At 62.7% G+C, this 17,608-nt stretch carries 18 protein-coding genes; 9 read left to right on the top strand and 9 right to left on the bottom strand.

Annotation, left to right across the window (positions count from 1 at the left end; all coding sequences use genetic code 11):
* Positions 1-145 precede the first annotated feature (145 nt).
* The 4 genes from B384_RS19830 to B384_RS19205 all read left to right on the top strand — a co-directional run bounded on the left by B384_RS19830 (position 146) and on the right by B384_RS19205 (position 2,825).
* The gene (locus B384_RS19830; RefSeq protein ID WP_019483959.1) at positions 146-769 is read left to right on the top strand and encodes a hypothetical protein; all 624 of its coding nucleotides are present in this window, start codon (positions 146-148) and stop codon (positions 767-769) included.
* Positions 770-927: 158 nt separating this feature from the next.
* Positions 928-1,212: a hypothetical protein gene (locus tag B384_RS19210; protein ID WP_019483958.1), complete on the top strand. Its 285-nt coding sequence runs from the start codon at positions 928-930 to the stop codon at positions 1,210-1,212.
* Between the two features lie 159 nt (positions 1,213-1,371).
* Complete coding sequence (locus tag B384_RS0115215) at positions 1,372-2,106, top strand: hypothetical protein (RefSeq protein WP_019483957.1); 735 nt, start codon at positions 1,372-1,374, stop codon at positions 2,104-2,106.
* Positions 2,103-2,825 (top strand): hypothetical protein, encoded by a 723-nt coding sequence (locus B384_RS19205; RefSeq protein WP_019483956.1) that lies wholly within the window; start codon positions 2,103-2,105, stop codon positions 2,823-2,825. The genes B384_RS0115215 and B384_RS19205 overlap by 4 nt, the downstream gene beginning before the upstream one ends.
* Positions 2,826-2,991: 166 nt before the next feature.
* On the opposite strand, the gene B384_RS0115205 is transcribed toward B384_RS19205, so the two are convergent.
* Together B384_RS0115205 and B384_RS0115200 are read right to left on the bottom strand one after the other, a co-directional pair.
* Entirely contained in the window at positions 2,992-3,729 is a 738-nt protein-coding gene (locus tag B384_RS0115205) for a response regulator (RefSeq protein WP_019483955.1), read from the bottom strand.
* Positions 3,726-5,297, bottom strand: coding sequence for an ATP-binding protein (locus B384_RS0115200; protein WP_237715335.1), 1,572 nt, complete (start codon positions 5,295-5,297; stop codon positions 3,726-3,728). The genes B384_RS0115205 and B384_RS0115200 overlap by 4 nt, the downstream gene beginning before the upstream one ends.
* Positions 5,298-5,471: 174 nt before the next feature.
* On the opposite strand from B384_RS0115200, the gene B384_RS0115195 reads away from it, so the two are divergent.
* The 3 genes from B384_RS0115195 to B384_RS0115185 are packed head-to-tail and all read left to right on the top strand — an operon-like array spanning position 5,472 to position 8,567.
* A complete protein-coding gene (locus B384_RS0115195; protein WP_019483953.1) occupies positions 5,472-6,467 on the top strand; it encodes a Bug family tripartite tricarboxylate transporter substrate binding protein in 996 nt (331 codons plus the stop codon).
* A gap of 5 nt (positions 6,468-6,472) precedes the next feature.
* Positions 6,473-7,018 (top strand): tripartite tricarboxylate transporter TctB family protein, encoded by a 546-nt coding sequence (locus B384_RS0115190; protein ID WP_019483952.1) that lies wholly within the window; start codon positions 6,473-6,475, stop codon positions 7,016-7,018.
* Positions 7,011-8,567: a tripartite tricarboxylate transporter permease gene (locus B384_RS0115185; RefSeq protein WP_019483951.1), complete on the top strand. Its 1,557-nt coding sequence runs from the start codon at positions 7,011-7,013 to the stop codon at positions 8,565-8,567. The genes B384_RS0115190 and B384_RS0115185 overlap by 8 nt, the downstream gene beginning before the upstream one ends.
* 12 nt (positions 8,568-8,579) lie before the next feature.
* Here B384_RS0115185 and B384_RS0115180 read toward each other — a convergent pair whose 3' ends face one another.
* From B384_RS0115180 to B384_RS0115155, 6 genes are all read right to left on the bottom strand, one after another.
* Positions 8,580-8,855 carry an HPr family phosphocarrier protein gene (locus B384_RS0115180; protein ID WP_019483950.1) on the bottom strand — a complete coding sequence of 92 codons (276 nt, stop codon included), beginning with the start codon at positions 8,853-8,855 and terminating at the stop codon, positions 8,580-8,582.
* A 24-nt stretch (positions 8,856-8,879) separates the two neighbouring features.
* A complete protein-coding gene (gene ptsP / locus B384_RS0115175; protein ID WP_026041220.1) occupies positions 8,880-10,577 on the bottom strand; it encodes a phosphoenolpyruvate--protein phosphotransferase in 1,698 nt (565 codons plus the stop codon).
* A 23-nt stretch (positions 10,578-10,600) separates the two neighbouring features.
* Positions 10,601-12,670, bottom strand: a complete 2,070-nt coding sequence (locus B384_RS0115170; protein WP_019483948.1) for a PTS fructose transporter subunit IIABC — start codon at positions 12,668-12,670, stop codon at positions 10,601-10,603.
* Positions 12,658-13,680 (bottom strand): 1-phosphofructokinase family hexose kinase, encoded by a 1,023-nt coding sequence (locus B384_RS0115165; RefSeq protein ID WP_019483947.1) that lies wholly within the window; start codon positions 13,678-13,680, stop codon positions 12,658-12,660. Before B384_RS0115165 ends, B384_RS0115170 begins: the two co-directional genes overlap by 13 nt.
* On the bottom strand, positions 13,677-14,444 hold the full coding sequence (locus tag B384_RS0115160; RefSeq protein WP_019483946.1) for a DeoR/GlpR family DNA-binding transcription regulator: 768 nt from the start codon (positions 14,442-14,444) through the stop codon (positions 13,677-13,679). Before B384_RS0115160 ends, B384_RS0115165 begins: the two co-directional genes overlap by 4 nt.
* Before the next feature lie 145 nt (positions 14,445-14,589).
* Positions 14,590-14,844: a DUF6458 family protein gene (locus B384_RS0115155; protein WP_019483945.1), complete on the bottom strand. Its 255-nt coding sequence runs from the start codon at positions 14,842-14,844 to the stop codon at positions 14,590-14,592.
* Between the two features lie 373 nt (positions 14,845-15,217).
* On the opposite strand from B384_RS0115155, the gene B384_RS0115150 reads away from it, so the two are divergent.
* Together B384_RS0115150 and B384_RS19200 are read left to right on the top strand one after the other, a co-directional pair.
* On the top strand, positions 15,218-15,484 hold the full coding sequence (locus B384_RS0115150; protein ID WP_019483943.1) for a GlsB/YeaQ/YmgE family stress response membrane protein: 267 nt from the start codon (positions 15,218-15,220) through the stop codon (positions 15,482-15,484).
* A gap of 113 nt (positions 15,485-15,597) precedes the next feature.
* Positions 15,598-16,347, top strand: coding sequence for a hypothetical protein (locus tag B384_RS19200; RefSeq protein WP_019483942.1), 750 nt, complete (start codon positions 15,598-15,600; stop codon positions 16,345-16,347).
* A 37-nt stretch (positions 16,348-16,384) separates the two neighbouring features.
* Here B384_RS19200 and B384_RS0115140 read toward each other — a convergent pair whose 3' ends face one another.
* Positions 16,385-17,590, bottom strand: a complete 1,206-nt coding sequence (locus tag B384_RS0115140; protein WP_083850972.1) for a DUF445 domain-containing protein — start codon at positions 17,588-17,590, stop codon at positions 16,385-16,387.
* Positions 17,591-17,608: the final 18 nt, after the last annotated feature.

The raw sequence follows: 17,608 nt of genomic DNA, 5'->3' as shown, positions 1-17,608 counted from the left end.
GGCGGGGATTCTTTGCATTTCAGGTGAGAAGCGGGATTGACTCCACCGGGTTAAGCGTTTGAATAGATAGTAGGCAATTCCATCTGGGCGCCACGGTTTCGGCCCAACCCGGTTCGAGACCTCGGCCCCGCTGAGAGGACGACCCATGGATGCTGCCAGTTTCATCCTTCAAGCGGCGATTGCCCTCGCGCTGGTAGGGATCCTCTCCGCGGCAACCGCCTTCGCCTTGTCCAGGTGCCTAAGGCGGAACGACGACGCCGACTCCCTGTTCTGGTACGGATTCTCGGGTTTACTCGCGGTCGTGTTTGTCATCATCGGCGCGGTAGCAACAGTTCCCGGGAGCGGCGGATTGGTCAGCGCAGGGGCACTGGTCTTCGCTGGCGTAGCGATGGGCTGGCTGTGGCGGGGCGAGCGTGAACGTCGGCGCAGGGTCCTGGCCGAGGAGATTCGGGAGGTGCGCGAAGGTCTGCGGACCAGGCACGAGAGAGTCCTGCAGCAGTGGGTCACCTATGAGCTGGATCCGGCCGCGGCAATCGACTTCCCGGCGATGACTGACCTCAGCCGTAGCGACACCTCACAGTTGATCCGTTCGATGCGGGCGGCGGCCCTGATGCGGGAGCAGTTCGAGGGTGACGACGTCGACAGCTCCGAGTATGAAAGGGCCGTAGCAGGGCTGGAGGCGGCACTACGGGCCGCCGAGACGGCCGCCGGAGTTATCCGGACCGACCCGATGGGGCGCGAGCTGCCGGCCACCGGCAAATCCATCTAGTCAGTCTCCGGGCGGCTCTGGCCGAGCTGCTGGGCAGCGTGTAAGTTTAGGCTTATGAGAACACTAATTTTCGAGTAGTCCCTCAGGGATTACCTGCTGCCTACCGAAAACCATGCTCGTTGAGGCCGTGCCTCCGAGCGACGTTTCTTACTCACCCAGTGGCCGTTGAATCCAGTTCGGCGGTCGACTATTTAAGGATCACCATGACCGACCAGGCGAAAAACCACACCAGTAATGCCCAAGACCAGACCGACGAACTGTCGACACATTTATCGGACTCGGCGGCAAAAAAGCTTCAGGACGACCCACGGGCCAAGCTTGCACTGGAGAAAAAGAACCCAGACTTCGGGAAGCTGGCGGGATCGCGGAGCACCGGGCCCAACCACCAGCCGGTTCACCGCAGTGGGAAGCAGGGCAAGACCGAGAAGAAGGCTCGCTGGTAGGCCGTCGCCCCGAGACGGCGGTGTCACCGACCCGAAATGGGGCTGGCCGTTAAATTGAGACTGGCTCCGCGTTCTGCGTATGGGGGAATCGCAGAATGGGGAGCCAGCGATCTCAGTATACTTCAAATTCTGTACTGGAAGTCCAATTGAGAGGTTGTAATGGCAGTCACAGCTAAGTCATTTCAGCTGTGGCGTGCTCGGGTCGCACCCGAGGATACCGTCGCGGACCTTTGCCGCAAGGCAGGAATCAAGAGATCCACCCTCGGCCAGCAGCTGGTTCGGGGGAAGGTGGCGATCGGGACCGTCGTCAGCAGTGCCCGAGCCTACGGCCTGAACCCAGCACAGGAGCTGGGCAATTTCGATGGTTACCGGGACCTGCCCACAGGGATCCGGGAGCCAACCGACGCGGAGCTGATCAGCCAGGTTTCACACATCGATATTCTGAGACTCCTTGTGGCCCGTAGCCAGGATGAAGAAGAGGCGGGCCGCGAAGTCCGGTTTGAGTTGGCACCGTTTCCGCATCGAAATTCGGTGCGGGCGTGGATTGACGCCGTGGATCGGGGCGAACTGCGCCAGGGACTCGCCGCCAGGGCAGGGATTGCTCCGCAGAATTTATCGGCGCAGCTCACTGCTGGCCGGCTGACCCCTGAACTCGCTGTCGAGGCTGCGCGGGTCGCGGAAGTCTCGCTCACCAGCGGGTTGGTCGTAACGAGCCTCCTCACCTCGGCTGAGGGCGGGTGGCCGGCCGACGGCCGGAATCGGGCGTTGGGTATGTTGTCCGATGCAGACCTTGTGCTGCTGGCCCGCGACCGGCTTGATGTGCTGGGCAAGTCATTGAAGAAGCTCGAGCTAGCCAATAGCCGAGATCAGAACCTTTGGGAGAACCTCGGATGAATGGGCAAGTGATCCAGTGGATAGTGCTGGGGCTTTGCATAGCGTTTGTCCTGCTGCGCCTTCCTGACGCTATCCGCGGGCGGGGGCGGGGGATTTTCATTGCTCTGGTGCTGCTGGTAATTGCCGTGGGGCTGAGCTTGCCGCAGATTTACCTTCCTTGTGACCGGTTTCTTGGCGGAATCAACATTGCGAACCTCATCATCAGGCTCTCCCTGTATGCGGTTTTCGTGCTGCTTGGTCTCCGCATCGCCGCGGCGTTCAGGTCGCCACGTACGCGCTGGCTTATCGTCGGTCCAATTGGCGTCACAGTGTTGGCGGTAGTCGTTCTGGCTACCGTCGTACTCTTTGCGATGAGCGACCTTCCGGAAAGCTCCACTGGCCTGTTCGCCTACGGGGGTCAGGAAACGGTTCGTCTTTACGCGGAGGCCGGGAGGCTCTACCCGGGTTACGTCGCAGCCTGCCTGGTCCTGCCCGCCCTTAAAGACCTCGCGGATCCTGCCGGGCGGCCCGCGCACCGGAGCGCGTCGGCGCTGCTGGCCGTCGGGTTCGGAGCAGTTGTGGTCTTTGCGGTGGTCAGCCTCGTGCCCGGGACGAGCCTTGGGGTCTGGGAGATCGGCCTGCCCTTCGGTGCGATCGTGCTGGTGACGAGCGGCCTGACGATCATTTGGGCGTCACGAAGGCGGACCGAGTTGTCGCCGCGCACCAATCATCTTGCGTGATTTTTGACGTTTTTGTGATTGATTACCCCCCGGGTATTCACGTTTTCATCATCGTGTGGCAAAATTATGATTGTGTAACTCCGCTTGCCGTGGGGGACGGCGGAGCTACAGAGCGGGGTGGGGCGTCCATTAGAACGGGTGGACGCACCTACCCGCTCTTTGGGTGTCAACCGGTCCAGGCGTAGCGTTTCTCCGGCCGGCCCGCGGCGCCATATTTGGGCGTGATCTTCGCTTGTTCCCGAGCCACCAGGTACTCGAGATAGCGACGAGCGCTCACCCTCGCCAACCCGAGTCTCAGGGCAACCTCCGATGCCGACGACCCTTCAGGGGCCGACCGGAGATCACCGATCACTGCAGCAAGGGTGGGACCGGATAGCCCTTTCGGGAGGATAGGCGGGAGCATTGCTTGCGACGATCGAGATCCACCGGCCGCTCCCCGTTGCTCCTGCGCGGGGCCCAAGAGCGAGTCAATTCCTGCCTGATCGAGCGTAGGAGACCCCCCGGCACTGTGTTCGAGGATGCTGCGCCGATGGGCAACATACTGATCAAGACGTTCCAGTAGGACCTTCGAGTTGAATGGCTTCACCAGGTAGTGCAGCACACCACCGGCCATCGCAGCGCGCACCGTCTCGAGTTCACGGGCAGCGGTAATCGCAATGATGTCCACGGGGTCGCCTGGTAAATTCCGGGCCGCGCGTAGCACCTCAATACCCGATAGATCCGGCAGGTGAATATCCAGCAGCACCAACTCTGGTCGGTCGTTGGTAATTAGCTGCAACCCGTCGGTTCCGTTGTAGGCAACGCCGACCACGTCAAACCCCCCATGGGCCAGCAGGAACCCGGTATGGATCCCAGCTACCTCCCGGTCATCATCGATGACTGCGGTGCGGATCAACTGTGTCACTGGCGCTCCACGCCCACTGCGACCGGCGCAGGGGCGAGGCTGACCCTGAACTCTGCACCCCCGAGTGGGGAATCGGTCACGGAAATCTCACCCTTCCGGCGTTCTGTCACCCGCTGAACCAGTGATAGCCCAAACCCTCGGGCAGCTGATGGGCCGTCGGCCTTGGTGGAGATGCCGCTTTCGAAGATCTGCTGCCGCGCAGACTCCGGGACGCCTGGTCCGTCGTCGGACACCGTGATCACACACCCCGCCTCGTTGGCTGTCGTCGAAATATGGATCGTCCCGTTCGAGACGATCGCCTCCATCGCATTGTCGATCAAATTTCCCAGGATGGTCACCTGATCAGTGGTCCCGTCGGGATTCAACGTCGAATTCCCGTCAACAATCACCTGGATGTTCTTTTCCTCACCGATCGTACTCTTCGCCATCAGCAGGCTCGCGGCGTCGGGGTCGGTGATTCCCGGGCAGAGGTCGCCGGAGACCACTGATCCACCGTGCCCCGAACGGGTGATGAAATCAACCGCCTGTTCGGTCCGGCCGAGTTCCAGCAGACCGGAAATGACGTGCATTTTGTTGGAGAACTCGTGGGCCTGCACGCGCAACGCCTGGGTCACATCCCGGGCACCGTCCAGGTCCTGGAGCAACTGGTGCAATTCGGTGCGGTCCCGGAGGATCAGCACGCTACCCACTCGTCTACCGTCAACAACCGCGCGGTTGGCCTGGGCCAGCAGCACCCGTTCGCCCACCAGCACTGTGGTTTCCATCGCCCCGTCCGAATCGAGCATCCCGCCGAGGGCTGGCTCCAGCACATCATCGATGGGTCGCCCAACGGCCGAGTCATCAAGACCCAGCAGCCGCCGCGCCTCATCGTTGATGAGTGCCAGGTTCCCGCGTTCGTCGACGGCCACCATTCCTTCGCCGATGCCGTGGAGCATGGCGTCCCTGGTCTCGAGCAGGGTGGCAATTTCTTCAGGCTCGAGTTTGTAGATCCGGCGCCAGACCAAGCGGGACACGTAAATGGCCCCTGCCGATCCCATCAGGGCCGCAGCGATCAGCCAGATCAACAACTGGGGCAGATCCTCCTGAAGGTCCTGGCTGAGCCGGGACTCGAGGATTCCCACCGAAGCGGTACCGATCACCGAGCCGTCGGCATCGAAGATGGGGACCTTCACGCGCCACGACTCTCCCAGCGTTCCTGTCTGGGTGCCCACGAAAGTTTCACCCGACAATGGAACTGAGGGGTCAGTGGAGACCATGCTCCCGATCATTTCCGGGTTTGGATGTGAGTAGCGGATCCCTGAGTCATCGGTGACCACCACGTAGGTGACGTTGGTCGACTGGGCAATCAGGTCGGCTATCGGCTGGATGGTGTCGCTGGGACGTTCGTCGTCGAACGCCTCGATGATGGTGGGCAGTTGCGCCACCGATTGCGCGACCCCAACCATGCGCGATTCGTACGCATCGCGAATCTGCTGCTCCTGCATTCGGATTGCCACTGACCCAGCGATGAGAACAATGATCAGCACGATCGACAGCTGCAGCAGAAACAACTGTGACCTAAGCGACATTGACTGGATCATGAAGCTATTTTGGCACGTCAGGGCCCGTTCGACGCCGTGCACCCCATGACCGTAATGACCAATACGCGCGTTATGTCCACATTCTTCCCCGCTGGACCATGGCTCCCTACGATGAACCGGACGGCTTGGTGATCTGCATCACGCCCAGGAAAGGAATTCATCATGAAGCTTGATCGCCCAATGAAGCGCAGTTCAGCTTTGGTCGCTGCGGCGGCCGTATCGGTATTGGCCTTGTCGGCGTGCGGTGACAGCGGTGCCGAAACCCCCGAAGGCGGCATAGACCGCCTGAACATCGTGGTTCCCGCCGATCCAGGCGGTGGCTGGGACCAGACAGGAAGGGCCATCCAGGCCGATCTCGAGGAAAACGAGCTGGTCGGGAGCGCCTCAGTGGTCAACGTCGGCGGCGCCGGTGGCACCAACGGCCTCGCCCAGCTCGCCACCGAACAGGACCCCAACACCCTCATGGTGATGGGCTACGTCATGGTGGGTGCAGTGGAGACCAACTCCGCGGAAACCCGGATTGAGGACACCACCCCAATTGCACGGCTCACTGATGAGCCGCTGATCGTCGTCGTACCAGCCGATTCCCCGTACCAGACCATTGAAGACCTGGTTACTGACATTGACGAGAACGGGCAGGCAGTATCGGTCACTGGCGGGTCAGCTGGCGGCGCGGACCACATTCTCGCGGGAATGATCCTCGAGGCTGAGGGAGTAGCCCCCGACAAGCTCAACTACATCCCGTACTCCGGCGGCGGCGAATCGTTGGCTGCGCTGCTGGGAAACCAGGTATCGGCTGGTATCTCAGGTGTCGGCGAATACGCTGAACAGGTCAAAGCCGGAACGGTCCGCGCGCTCGCAGTCTCCGGCGAGGAACCTGCCGGTCAGGTGCCCGAGGTTGAGACCCTGACCGATCAGGGCATTGACGTGGTTCTGACCAACTGGCGCGGCGTCGTCGCTCCGGGCACGATCGACGAGGAGCAGGCAGCCGTCCTGACCGAGCTGATCACCGAACTCCACGAAACCGAATCGTGGCAGGAGACCCTGACCGAGAACAACTGGGCTGATGCTTTCCTCGTCGGCGAGGAGTTCCAGACGTTCCTCGACGAGGACATCGAGACGGTCAAGACCACCCTGACAGACATCGGTCTGCTGTAGCCGTTATGAGCACTCACCCACCAGAGGCACAGACCGGCGGCGTTGACACCGCTGCCGGTCGGCCCATCGGAGAAATCATTTTCGCGGCGGGGGTCCTCAGCCTCGGCATTGTCGGGTTTGTTGCCGGCGCAGGCATCAAGATGCCGCCGTCAGCCACCGGTATTGGCCCCCGCGAATTCCCTTTCATCGTGTCAGGTCTGCTGATTTTCCTTGGCACCGCCATCATCATTCAGCTGCTGAGGGGCCGTCGAGGCGCCCCCGAGGAGGGCGAAGACGTGGACCCCAACGCGAAAACCGACTGGCTGACGGTTGCCAAGCTGGTTGGGTTCGTGGCGCTGCACATTCTGCTTATCGTGCCAGCAGGCTGGCCGGTTGCCGCTGCGGTCCTGTTCTTCGGGGCCAGTTGGACCCTGGGCAGCCTGTCGTGGTGGCGGAACGCGGTGATCGCCGTCGTCATGGCGTTGGTGCTGCAGTTCGTGTTTGCCGGTCTCCTGGGCGTCTCGCTGCCCGCCGGGTTCCTCCTGGAAGGGGTTGAGATCTTCAATGGATAACTTCATGGCCCTGATGGAGGGTTTCTCGGTTGCCATGCAGCCGATGTACCTGCTGTTTGCCCTGGGTGGAGTGCTCGTGGGTACTGCGGTTGGGGTGCTACCCGGTATCGGCCCGGCGATGGCTATCGCGCTGCTGATGCCCATCACGTATAGCCTCGACCCGACTGCCGCCATTATTGTGTTCGCCGGGATCTACTACGGCGGCATGTACGGCGGGTCAACGACGTCGATCCTGCTCAACACGCCGGGTGAATCGGCGTCCGTGGTCACTGCCCTTGAGGGTAACAAGATGGCGAAAGCGGGTCGCGGAGCGGCCGCGCTGGCGACGGCGGCGCTCGGCTCGTTCGTCGCGGGCACCATTGCCACCGTGCTGCTGACCTTCCTCGCTCCGATGCTCGCCGAGTTCGCGGTTCGGATTGGCCCGGTTGAATACGTTGCCCTGATGGTCGTCGCCTTCCTTACCGTCGGCGCGCTGCTGGGTGCCTCGGTGCTGCGCGGGCTCGCATCATTGTGCATCGGTTTGTTCCTTGCCCTGGTTGGTGTTGACGCTCTGACCGCCCAGCAGCGCTACACCTTTGGCAATCCGTTCCTCACCGACGGTATCGACGTGGTGCTGGTCGCTGTGGCGCTGTTCGCGATGGGTGAGGCACTCTACATCGCTTCACGGATGCGCCACGGGTCGGTCGATGTGATCCCGGTCAGTGGCAACTGGCGGAAGTGGATGAAGCGGGAGGACTGGCGCCGGTCCTGGAAGCCCTGGTTGCGGGGCACTTTCATCGGGTTCCCCATCGGGACCATTCCGGCAGGCGGCGCCGACGTCGCCACCTTCGTCTCCTACGCGGCTGAACGCAAGCTCGCCAAGGGGGAGGACAAGGCCCAGTTCGGAAAGGGTGCCATCGAGGGAGTTGCCGGTCCCGAATCGGCCAATAACGCTGCCGCTGCGGGTGTGCTGGTTCCGCTGCTAACGCTGGGTATCCCCACCACCGCTACGGCGGCGATAATGCTGGTGGCCTTCCAGCGGTACCAGATCCAGCCTGGCCCCCTGCTGTTCGAGGTCGAGGGCGCGCTGGTTTGGGCCCTGATTGCCAGCCTCTACGTCGGCAACCTGATGCTACTGGTGTTGAACCTGCCGCTGGTGGGGCTATGGGTGAAGATTCTTCAGATCCCCCGTCCCTACCTGTACGCAGGGATCCTGGTGTTCGCAGCGCTGGGGGCGTTCTCGGTGAACTTCACGCCGGTGGATGTCTGGATTCTACTGATCATCGGGATTCTCGGGTTTTTCATGCGGCGCTATGGTTACCCGATCGCGCCGCTGGTGGTGGGGCTGATCCTCGGTCCCATCTTCGAGGATCAGCTCCGTCGGTCCATGGCCATCTCGCAGGGTGATCCGACCGCGTTGATTACCTCACCGATTGCGGCGGTGATTTACGCGACCCTCGCGCTCATCTTCGCCCTGTCGTTCTGGATGAAGAAGCGCCAGAAGGCGATGGAATCATCAATGGCTGAAGACTCGGTCACCAGCGGAGGGGGAGACCAGGCCCGAGCCTAGGCGTAAATCCGCCTAGGCGTCGTGGTCTGTCTCCAGGATCTGCGCCAGGCCCTCGAGGGCCTCCTCGGCACCGTCGCCGTCTGCACGAAGGACGACGACGTCGCCGTGGGAGGCCCCGAGGCCCATCAGCGACAGGATGCTTGACGCATCCATCGCATCTTCAGCTGGTTCACCCTCCATGGCGATGGTGACTTCCAGTAGGAGCTCACCTGCCGCCTCAGCGAAGATTGCTGCGGGCCTTGCGTGCAGGCCGACACGGCTCGCGACTGTGGCTTTGCGTTCTGACATAGGGTTCCTCCTTGGTTGGGGCGCTTACTGGCCCAGGGTTTCCAGAATGGGGAGCCGTTCACGGACGGCGGTGCGTCCGAGGTCGGCTGTTGGAGCGGCGAGGGCTAGCGCCGCCAGCTCCTGGGCTTCGGTGCGGGTCACTGAGGCGAGAACCGCAGCGACGGTGGGGAGCGATCGGGCTGACATGGAGAGAGTCTGAACTCCCAATCCCACCAGCACGACGGCGAGGGCGGGGTCAGCTGCAGCCTCGCCACACACCCCCACCGGCTTCGCGTCCGCCGTGCCTGCGGCTGCCGATTCGGCGCCGGCGACCGTGAGTTTGATCAGCTGCAGCACGGCAGGCTGCCAGGAGTCGTTGAGGGTGGCCAACTGTCCCAGCTGCCGGTCGGCGGCCATCGTGTACTGGGTGAGGTCATTCGTTCCCAGCGAGGCGAACCCCACATGCTGCAGGATGGCTTCGGAAGTCAGCGCAGCCGAGGGTACTTCGACCATCACGCCGGGCTGGTCGAGGCCCTCGGCCAGGCACATTTCACCGAAGGATTTCGCCTCGGCGGCAGTTGAGATCATCGGTGCCATCACCCATACCTCCGCCTTCGTGTCGGCGGCGGCCCGGGCGATCGCCTGAAGCTGGCGGGTCAGCACGCCGGGGCTGACGGATCCGGTCCGGTATCCCCTCACTCCCAGCGCAGGGTTGGGCTCCGAGGCGTCGGTGAGGAACGGTAGCGGTTTGTCAGCGCCCGCGTCGAGTGTTCTGACCACCACCTTGCGGCCCGGGAACGCGTCGAACACCTCCCGGTACGCTGACGCCTGCTCTTCGCCGCTGGGCTCGGTCTCACGATCCAGGAAGCAGAACTCGGTACGGAGCAGGCCTACACCTTCGGCCCCAGCAGCTGCTGCAGCGCGAGCATCCTTGCCGGATCCAACGTTCGCCAGTAGCGGCACCAGGTGTCCGTCGGCGGTGGCACCCGTCCCATTGAACGTCCCGAGTGCGGCGGCCTGTTCGACCCAGCGGTCCGCCGCGGCGCGCTCGTCGTCGCCGGGGTCGGTGATGATGGTGCCAGCCGCCCCGTCGACGTACACACTTGTCCCTGCCTCGATGGTGTCGGCGCCGGTTGCGGCCACCACTGCCGGGAGGCCCAGCGCGCGGGCAAGGATCGCGGTGTGGGACTGAGGGCCGCCGCTGCTGGTGATCAGAGCCAGCACCTGGCTGGAGTCGAGGGTTGCCGTGTCCGCCGGAGCAAGGTCCTCTGCCGCGAGGATGAAGGGTTGCTCGGAGGTCGGAACGCCCGGTGCCGGAAGCCCGCGGAGTTCGGCCACCAGCCTCGCCCGCACGTCGTGAACGTCCTGGGTCCGTTCGGCCATGTAGCCGCCGAGACTGAGCAGCATCTCGGCAACAGCCGAACCGGCTTCCCAGACGGCACGTTCGGCTGAGGTGCCGGCAGCGATGAGTTTGGCCGCCGATTTCAGGAGCATCGGATCGGCGGCCATCATTGCTGTCGCCTCCAGCACTGCACTTGCGTCCTTCGTCGCGGCATCGGCGCGCCGCTTCAACTCGGCCTGGACGGCCTTGGAGGCCGTCTTCAGCCGTGTGGTCTCCGCCTCGGCGCTCGTGTCCGAACCCCACCGCTCGTCTGCGTGTGGTTCCCTTGCACTGGCAGGCATCTGTAGGACAGGCCCGATCACTCGGCCAGGGCTAACCCCGACTCCGGTTAGTTTCGTCATTGAAGTACCCTCCCGGGTTTCGGTTAGGCGGCGACCGTCTCGATGACGGGGGTGTCTTCGGTCTTCCGCGTGGCGAAGCGCTTCAGAGCCACCACAGTGAGAGCCGAAATGATGGTGCCCGCAATGATAGCCAACACAAACATAGCGACATTCCCGATGGCAAAGAAGACGAAGATGCCGCCGTGAGGTGCCTGAGAGGTGACACCGGAGCCCATTACGATGGCTCCGGTCACCGCCGAGCCGAGCATGCTGGCGGGAATGACACGCAATGGGTCGACCGCTGCGAACGGAATCGCACCTTCGGAGATGAAGGCCGCACCCAACAACCAGGCTGCCTTGCCGTTCTCCCGCTCGGCCACTGAGAAGCGGCGGCGGTCCAGGACGGTGGCGAGTGCCATGGCCAGGGGTGGGACCATGCCGGCTGCCATTACAGCGGCCATGATCTGCCACGGCGCCTGGTTGGCGACGGCTCCCGCTCCGAGACCGGCGACGGCGAATGAGTAGGCGACCTTGTTGATTGGTCCGCCCAGGTCGATGGCCATCATGAGTCCCAGGATTACCCCAAGGAGGACCGCTGCCGCGCCGGTCATGCCGGAAAGCCAGTCGTTCAAAGCGTTGGTCAGCGAGGCGATTGGTCCGCCGAGAACCAGGATCATCAAACCTGAAGCCGCGATAGAGGCGAGTAGTGGAATGATGACCACCGGCATCAGGCTTCGGAGCCAGCGTGGCACCTTGATCCGTCCGATCATCATGGCGACGTAGCCCGCCAGCAGACCGCCGACGATGCCGCCCAGGAACCCGGCGCCCATAAAGCCTGCCACTGCGCCAGCGACAAAGCCCGGTGCGATACCTGGCCGGTCCGCCAGTGCGTAGGCAATGTAACCAGCGAGGGCCGGGATCAGGAAGCCCATCGACAGGGCTCCGATCTTGAAGAAAACCGCGCCGAGGAAGACCGCAAGGCCCTCTGGTGGCAGGTTGAGCAGGGTGTACTGGGCGAGCATCGCGTCGCCGTTACCCACGCCCTCATCATTCGACAGCGCGATTTCGTAGCCGGCGAGGAGGAAGCCAAGTGCAATCAGGAGACCGCCACCTGCAACAAAGGGGATCATGTAGCTGACGCCGGTGAGGAGTGCCCGCTTGAGTTGACGCCCCACACCCTCGCCGCCGCCGCCGTCGTCGGTCTGCTGTGACTCGGAGTCGGTTGACCCCTGCACGCGTCGTGCGTTGGGGTTGTCAGCGGCAGCGAGCGCCTCGTCGACCATGACACCGGGTTCGTCGATGCCGCGCTTGACCGGTGAGGTGATAACTGGCTTCCCGGCGAAACGGTTCCTGTCCCGCACGTCGACGTCGACAGCGAAGATCACCGCATCGGCAGCCGCGATCACCTCCGGCGGGAGGGGTGTGGCGCCAGAGGAACCCTGGGTTTCGACCTGAAGATCGACCCCGCGCTCCTTGGCTGCGGCGACCAGGGAATCGGCGGCCATATAGGTGTGGGCAATGCCGGTGGGGCACGCGGTTACGGCGACGAGCCGGCGAGGTGCCGATGGTGGGGTGCCGGTGGGCGCCGCGGTTGATTCTCCGGGAGTGCTTCCTGATGCCGCTGTGGACAGTGCGTCGGCGGGCTGGGCGCTCTTGCGAGGACCGGCGTCGAGGGCACCCTGAACAAGGTCAACGATGTCCTGGGGCGTTGCCGCGGCGCGAAGGGCCGCAGTGAAATCTTTTTTGATCAGCGATCGCGCCAGTTTGGAGAGCAGCTGCAGGTGTTCCTGGTCAGCGCCGTCGGGGGCCGCGATGAAGAACACGAGATCGGCGGGGCCGTCCTTGGCGCCGAAGTCTACGGCGGGGTTAAGCCTGGCCATTGCGAGGGTGGGCTCGGTGACCGAGGTTGACCGGCAGTGGGGGATAGCGATGCCGCCCGGTATACCCGTGGCGGTCTTCTCTTCCCGGGCCAGTGCATCGGCGTAAAGTCCGTCAGCGCCGGTTGCCCTGCCGGTGGCAGCAACCTGATCCGCGAGTCGGCGGATCACCTGCTGACGGTCAGAACCCAAATCCTGATCCAGTGTGACCAGGTCGGTGGTTATCAGCTGTGCCATTGATCTTCCTCCTTTGGAAGTGGTGCATTGAGCGGTGTGTCGGTTGGTGCGTTGTGGAGGGGAAGCCGCCGGGTGGTGACGGCCTCCGGAGTCGTTTGATTGAGAGCTGGAACTGTTGAACCGGGCAGCGCAGCGGCGGCTGATCCGTGGGCCACCGCCTGGCGGAGGCTCTGCTCGGGCGTTCCGCCAGCAGTGTGTGCCAGGAGGTAGCCGGCAAGGGCCGAGTCACCCGCCCCGACGGTGGACCGCGCGGCGACCGGTGGGTGAGTCGCTTCCCATGCCTCAGCGGCGGTCACCAGAAGGGCGCCCCGTGCTCCGAGTGTCGCGAGGACAGTGCCGACTCCTGCGCCCACCAAAGCTGCCGCAGCTGAGGCGGCGAGGGTGGAGTCGGCCTCAAGGGCGTCGCCGTCGGCCACGCCGCTCAGTTCGGCAAGCTCTTCGGCGTTTGGTTTCAGCAGATCCGGCAAAACGTTTGCCGCAAGGGTGTCGATGAGGGGCGCACCGGAGGAATCGACAGCGATCAGTGGTGGGTTGTCGGGGTAGCGCGCCCTGACCGCCTGGATCACTGTCGCGTAGAACGTGGTCGGGACTCCCGGCGGGAGCGAACCGGCCAGAACCAGCCAGGCAGCGCCGGAGCATTCAGAGACCACCGTTTCCAGCAGGTGGGCAAGCTCGGTCGATCCGAGGGCCGGCCCGGGCTCATTGATTTTGGTGGTGGTGCCGTCAGGTTCCGTGAGGGTGATGTTGCTGCGCAGTGGGGTGCCGATCGGTACGTTCCGGAACGGTACGCCAGCGGCGCGGAGGCCTGCGAGCACCGGGTCGTCGGGATCTCCAGGGAGCACAGCTGTCGACGCCACGCCTGAGGCATTGAGGGCGCGGCAGACGTTGACGCCTTTGCCCCCGGATTCCTGATGCGCGTTGGTGGCACGCTGCACGCCACCGCGCATCAGTTCATCGGCAAGTTCAACAGTCCGATCGAGGCTGGGATTTACCGTCAGGGTGATGATCACGCGACCACCACCTCTACGTCAGCGTCGGCCAGAGCTGCGGCCAGGACGGAGGGGGGTGTCCGGTCGGTAACCAGGGTGTCAATGTCGGTCAGGGAAGCGAAGCCGACGAGAGTTTCCTGCTCCAGTTTCGACGCGTCCACCACCGCGATGACGCGGCGCGCCGACCTGACTATGGCGGTTTTGACTGCAGCTTCGTCGGGGTCGGGTGTGCTCAGTCCAAAGGTCGAGTGAACGCCGTTCGCCCCGATGAAGGCGATATCGGGGCGGTAGCCGTGAAAACGATCGATGGTGTGGCTCCCGACAGCGGCGCTCGTGAGGCCCCGCACCCTCCCGCCGACCAGTTCAAGGTGCAGATTGGAGGACGCAATCGACTGAGCGATGGGAACGGCGTGGGTGATGACCACGAGGCCGGCTCTGGCCTCGTGTGCCAACAGTTCGGCGAGGTGACCGGTAGTGGTGCCAGCATCGAGGACTATTGATCCGGCGTCGGGAATCATGGCGAGGGCGGCCTTGGCGATGCGTGCCTTTTCGTTCTGATGTTGGCCTGCGCGGCTGTTTAGGCTCAATTCACTGGTGCTGCTGTAGCCACCTGTGACCGCGCCCCCATGGACCCGGCGCAACACCCCAGCATCTTCGAGCAGTGCCAGGTCGCGCCGGACTGTCTCCCTGGTGATGTTAAAGCGTTCAGCTAGTTCGGCGACGCTGACGCGGCCTTCGGCTAGGGCGATTGTGGCGATCTTGCTATGGCGTTCTTCGGCGAACACTGCGGCCTCCTTGCGGCGGTGACTACCATCACAATAAATGTCTGATTGAGTGACTATATCTGTGTTTATCTTTGTTTGTCAATCATTTTTTGGCAGAAAAAAGCGCCATCGGCCGGGCCGGTGGCGCTTCTCTCGGCGGGTACTGTTAGATGCCGCCGTCGCGTGTTTCGTTTCGGGTGACTGTCTCGCCTGTGTTGGGGTCCTGGACTGAACGGGATTCAGTGACCCGACGCTGACTGCGGGGTGCGTTCATTACGAGTGAAATAATGAGCCCAAGCACTCCGACACCCATCAGGATGTAGCCCACCAGAGTGAGGTCGATGAAGTCCACGACGTCAGCGACTGCGAAAGCAAGAATTGCACCCAGTGCAATAAGTACGATTGAAGAACCGATTCTCATTTGGTCTACTACTCCTTCGATAAAGGGCATCCCGCGACGAATTGGCCAGCGGGGGTGAAACTGGTGAACAGTTGGCTTTTCGGCCTTAACGTAGTGATCAGCTTACTGTTGTTCCGGTTTATGCTCGTTAACTAGCGGATTAGCGGCCGTCGCGCCGTGCCAGCTGGCGAGTCAAGTGTTATCAAATCAACACCGGCGTGGCCTATTGAAAGATGGTGCACAGGGGGTTTAATGAACTCAGCACCGCTTTAATTGAAAGCTAAGCACGCTGATGAAGTAGGATGGTTGGAAGCTTGTGTAGGGACATCCTGCATTACAGCACTTTTGTTATACGTATCACTCGTAGACAAGACTCGATCACAAGGAGTACTTCATGGGTTTCTTCGCATTCCTTCTTCTAGGCCTTATCGCTGGCGCAATCGCCAAGCTCATCCTTCCCGGTCGCCAGGGTGGCGGATGGATCATCACACTCGTACTGGGTGTAGTTGGTGCCCTGCTCGGCGGCTTCATCGGCAGCGCGCTGTTCGGTGCTGACATGAACGAATTCTTCTCGCTTGAGTCATGGCTTCTCGCTATCGGCGGTGCGCTGATCGTGCTGGTTGTTTACGGCGCCATCACCGGCCGCAAGTCACGCGCGTAATTTAGACGCTGCACAACAAAGCGCCGTCGGGGAAACCCGGCGGCGTTTTTTGTCGCAATGTATTTCGGGCCTTATGTTCCGCGTTAACCGCTTTCAAGTGAAGGAAACCAGCCATGAAACTGCCTAATCTCAATCCGGCATCCAGGATGGCCAATGGGGCGCTCTTCGACAAGGAGGGAAAACCGAAACCGGGCATCCAGCGCACCATTGAGCGAGCCATCGAGGTGCAACGGCCTCTCGTGTTGGCAAATCTGCGCCGGATGTATGCAAAGAATCCGCAGGCCACTGCAGCTGAGATAAGCGCTGACCTTGAACGCCATTATCTGGCAGTCATCACCGTCACCGGCGCAGCGGTGGGAGCAACCGCAGTGGTGCCCGCCGTCGGCACAATTGCATCTTTGGGTCTTTCAGCTGCGGCAACCGTCGGCTTTCTTGAAGCCACGGCGTTGTACGCCCAATCCATTGCCGAACTTCACGGCGTCCAGACTGGAGATCCGGAGCGGGCGCGGACCCTCGTGATGGCCATCCTCATGGGCGAGGAGGGCCTCGCGCTGATTCAGTCGGTGCTCCGCGGCTCGGGCAGTGGAGCGTCAGAGCACTGGGGGACGGTCCTGGGAGGAAGCGTGTCCTCACCGATTGCGCGTACCATCGGCCACAGCATCCGGAGACGCTTCGTACGTAAAATGCTGGCCAAGCAGGGCGGCGCTCTGCTGGGTAGGGCTCTCCCCTTCGGTATTGGGGCTGTCGTCGGTGGAGCCGGTAACCACATGATGGGACGGGCGGTGATTACCGCAACCGCTCAGGCTTTCGGCCCCGCACCCAGTGTGGTCCCAGGCGAGCTCCTGAAGGACCTGGATAGCTGACCAGGGGTAGCCGCTCCGTGTGCTGACCCGTGCCGGGTTACCCGAAGACGGCGTGGGCGACGCTGAAGATCAGCAGGCCCGCCAGGGAACCGACCACGGTGCCGTTGATCCTGATGAACTGCAGGTCCTTTCCAATCTGCAGTTCGATCTTCTGTGAGGTCTCGACCGCGTCCCAGCGGCCAACGGTCTCGGTGATGATTGCCGCAATGTCGCTGCGGTAGGTGCGCACCAGATAGCCCGCCCCATCGGCAATCCACCGGTCAACCTTTCCAGCCAGCTCCGCGTCCGTGGACAACCGGCGACCGAAGTCCCGGACCGCTGTCTTGAAATTGCGGGTCAGCTCGCTATCGGAGTCGTCGACAGCTTCCATCAGGGCCTTTTTGATGGTGGTCCAGGTGCGAGCCGCCAGATCGCGCACCTGGGGGTCGCCCAACACCTGCGCCTTGATGCCTTCGGCCTTGGCGATTACCACCGGGTCGTGCTGCAGGTCCTGAGCCAGGTCCTTGAGATATTTATCCAGGGCCAGCCGCACATCATGGTTGGGGTTGGTCTGAACAGCACGCATAAACTTGGTCAGCTCCACGTACACCTTGTCCCCCACGAGGCCGTCCACGAACTGGGGCACCCAGGTGGGGGATCGCTGCGAAACCAGGCCTGAGACGAGGTCATAGTTGGTGTCCACCCAGTCGGCGGCACGGTCCACCAGGAGGTCCACCAGCTGATGGTGATGGCCGTCCTCGAAGATCCGCTCGGCAATTTTCCCTGCCGGCGGCCCCCAGGGTGGCGTGAGCAGGTGTTTCCGGACCATCGACTCGATCACGGATTGCACCGCATCGTCGTCGAGCACGGTGAACGCGCCCCGAATCAAGGCTGCTCCCTCAACGGCTACCCGATCCGCGCCTCCGGGAGTGGCCAGCCACGCACCTGCCTTCTGCGCGATTCCCACCGATGCCAATTTTTGTTGCACCACCGTCTCGGAGAGGAAGTTATCCTCGACAAATTGGCCCAGTGACGCCCCAATCTGGTCCTTCTTGCGAGGGATGATGGCTGTGTGGGGGATTTTGACGCCCATTGGATGTTTGAAGAGTGCGGTCACAGCGAACCAGTCCGCCAGGGCGCCGACCATGCCGCCTTCAGCAGCGGCGCGTACATACTGCAACCAGGGATACTGGTCCTGCAGTGCAAACGCGACAATGAAGATCAGCGCCATGACACCGAGCAGCCCGGTGGCAACCACTTTCATGCGCCGCAGCCCGGCGGC

Source organism: Arthrobacter sp. TB 23 (assembly GCF_000294595.1).
Classification (GTDB): domain Bacteria; phylum Actinomycetota; class Actinomycetes; order Actinomycetales; family Micrococcaceae; genus Arthrobacter_D.
Note: the sequence above shows the minus strand (reverse complement) of the source record. Positions and strands in the feature narration are given on the sequence as shown.

Bases quoted from the DNA above. Each gene is read 5' to 3' on its own strand.
- B384_RS19830 (WP_019483959.1), top strand. From the start codon at position 146: ATGGATGCTGCCAGTTTCATCCTTCAAGCGGCGATTGCCCTCGCGCTG.
- B384_RS0115215 (WP_019483957.1), top strand. From the start codon at position 1,372: ATGGCAGTCACAGCTAAGTCATTTCAGCTGTGGCGTGCTCGGGTCGCA.
- B384_RS19205 (WP_019483956.1), top strand. From the start codon at position 2,103: ATGAATGGGCAAGTGATCCAGTGGATAGTGCTGGGGCTTTGCATAGCG.
- B384_RS0115200 (WP_237715335.1), bottom strand. From the start codon at position 5,297: ATGTCGCTTAGGTCACAGTTGTTTCTGCTGCAGCTGTCGATCGTGCTG.
- B384_RS0115195 (WP_019483953.1), top strand. From the start codon at position 5,472: ATGAAGCTTGATCGCCCAATGAAGCGCAGTTCAGCTTTGGTCGCTGCG.
- B384_RS0115190 (WP_019483952.1), top strand. From the start codon at position 6,473: ATGAGCACTCACCCACCAGAGGCACAGACCGGCGGCGTTGACACCGCT.
- B384_RS0115185 (WP_019483951.1), top strand. From the start codon at position 7,011: ATGGATAACTTCATGGCCCTGATGGAGGGTTTCTCGGTTGCCATGCAG.
- B384_RS0115180 (WP_019483950.1), bottom strand. From the start codon at position 8,855: ATGTCAGAACGCAAAGCCACAGTCGCGAGCCGTGTCGGCCTGCACGCA.
- ptsP (WP_026041220.1), bottom strand. From the start codon at position 10,577: ATGACGAAACTAACCGGAGTCGGGGTTAGCCCTGGCCGAGTGATCGGG.
- B384_RS0115170 (WP_019483948.1), bottom strand. From the start codon at position 12,670: ATGGCACAGCTGATAACCACCGACCTGGTCACACTGGATCAGGATTTG.
- B384_RS0115155 (WP_019483945.1), bottom strand. From the start codon at position 14,844: ATGAGAATCGGTTCTTCAATCGTACTTATTGCACTGGGTGCAATTCTT.
- B384_RS0115150 (WP_019483943.1), top strand. From the start codon at position 15,218: ATGGGTTTCTTCGCATTCCTTCTTCTAGGCCTTATCGCTGGCGCAATC.
- B384_RS19200 (WP_019483942.1), top strand. From the start codon at position 15,598: ATGAAACTGCCTAATCTCAATCCGGCATCCAGGATGGCCAATGGGGCG.
- B384_RS0115140 (WP_083850972.1), bottom strand. From the start codon at position 17,590: ATGAAAGTGGTTGCCACCGGGCTGCTCGGTGTCATGGCGCTGATCTTC.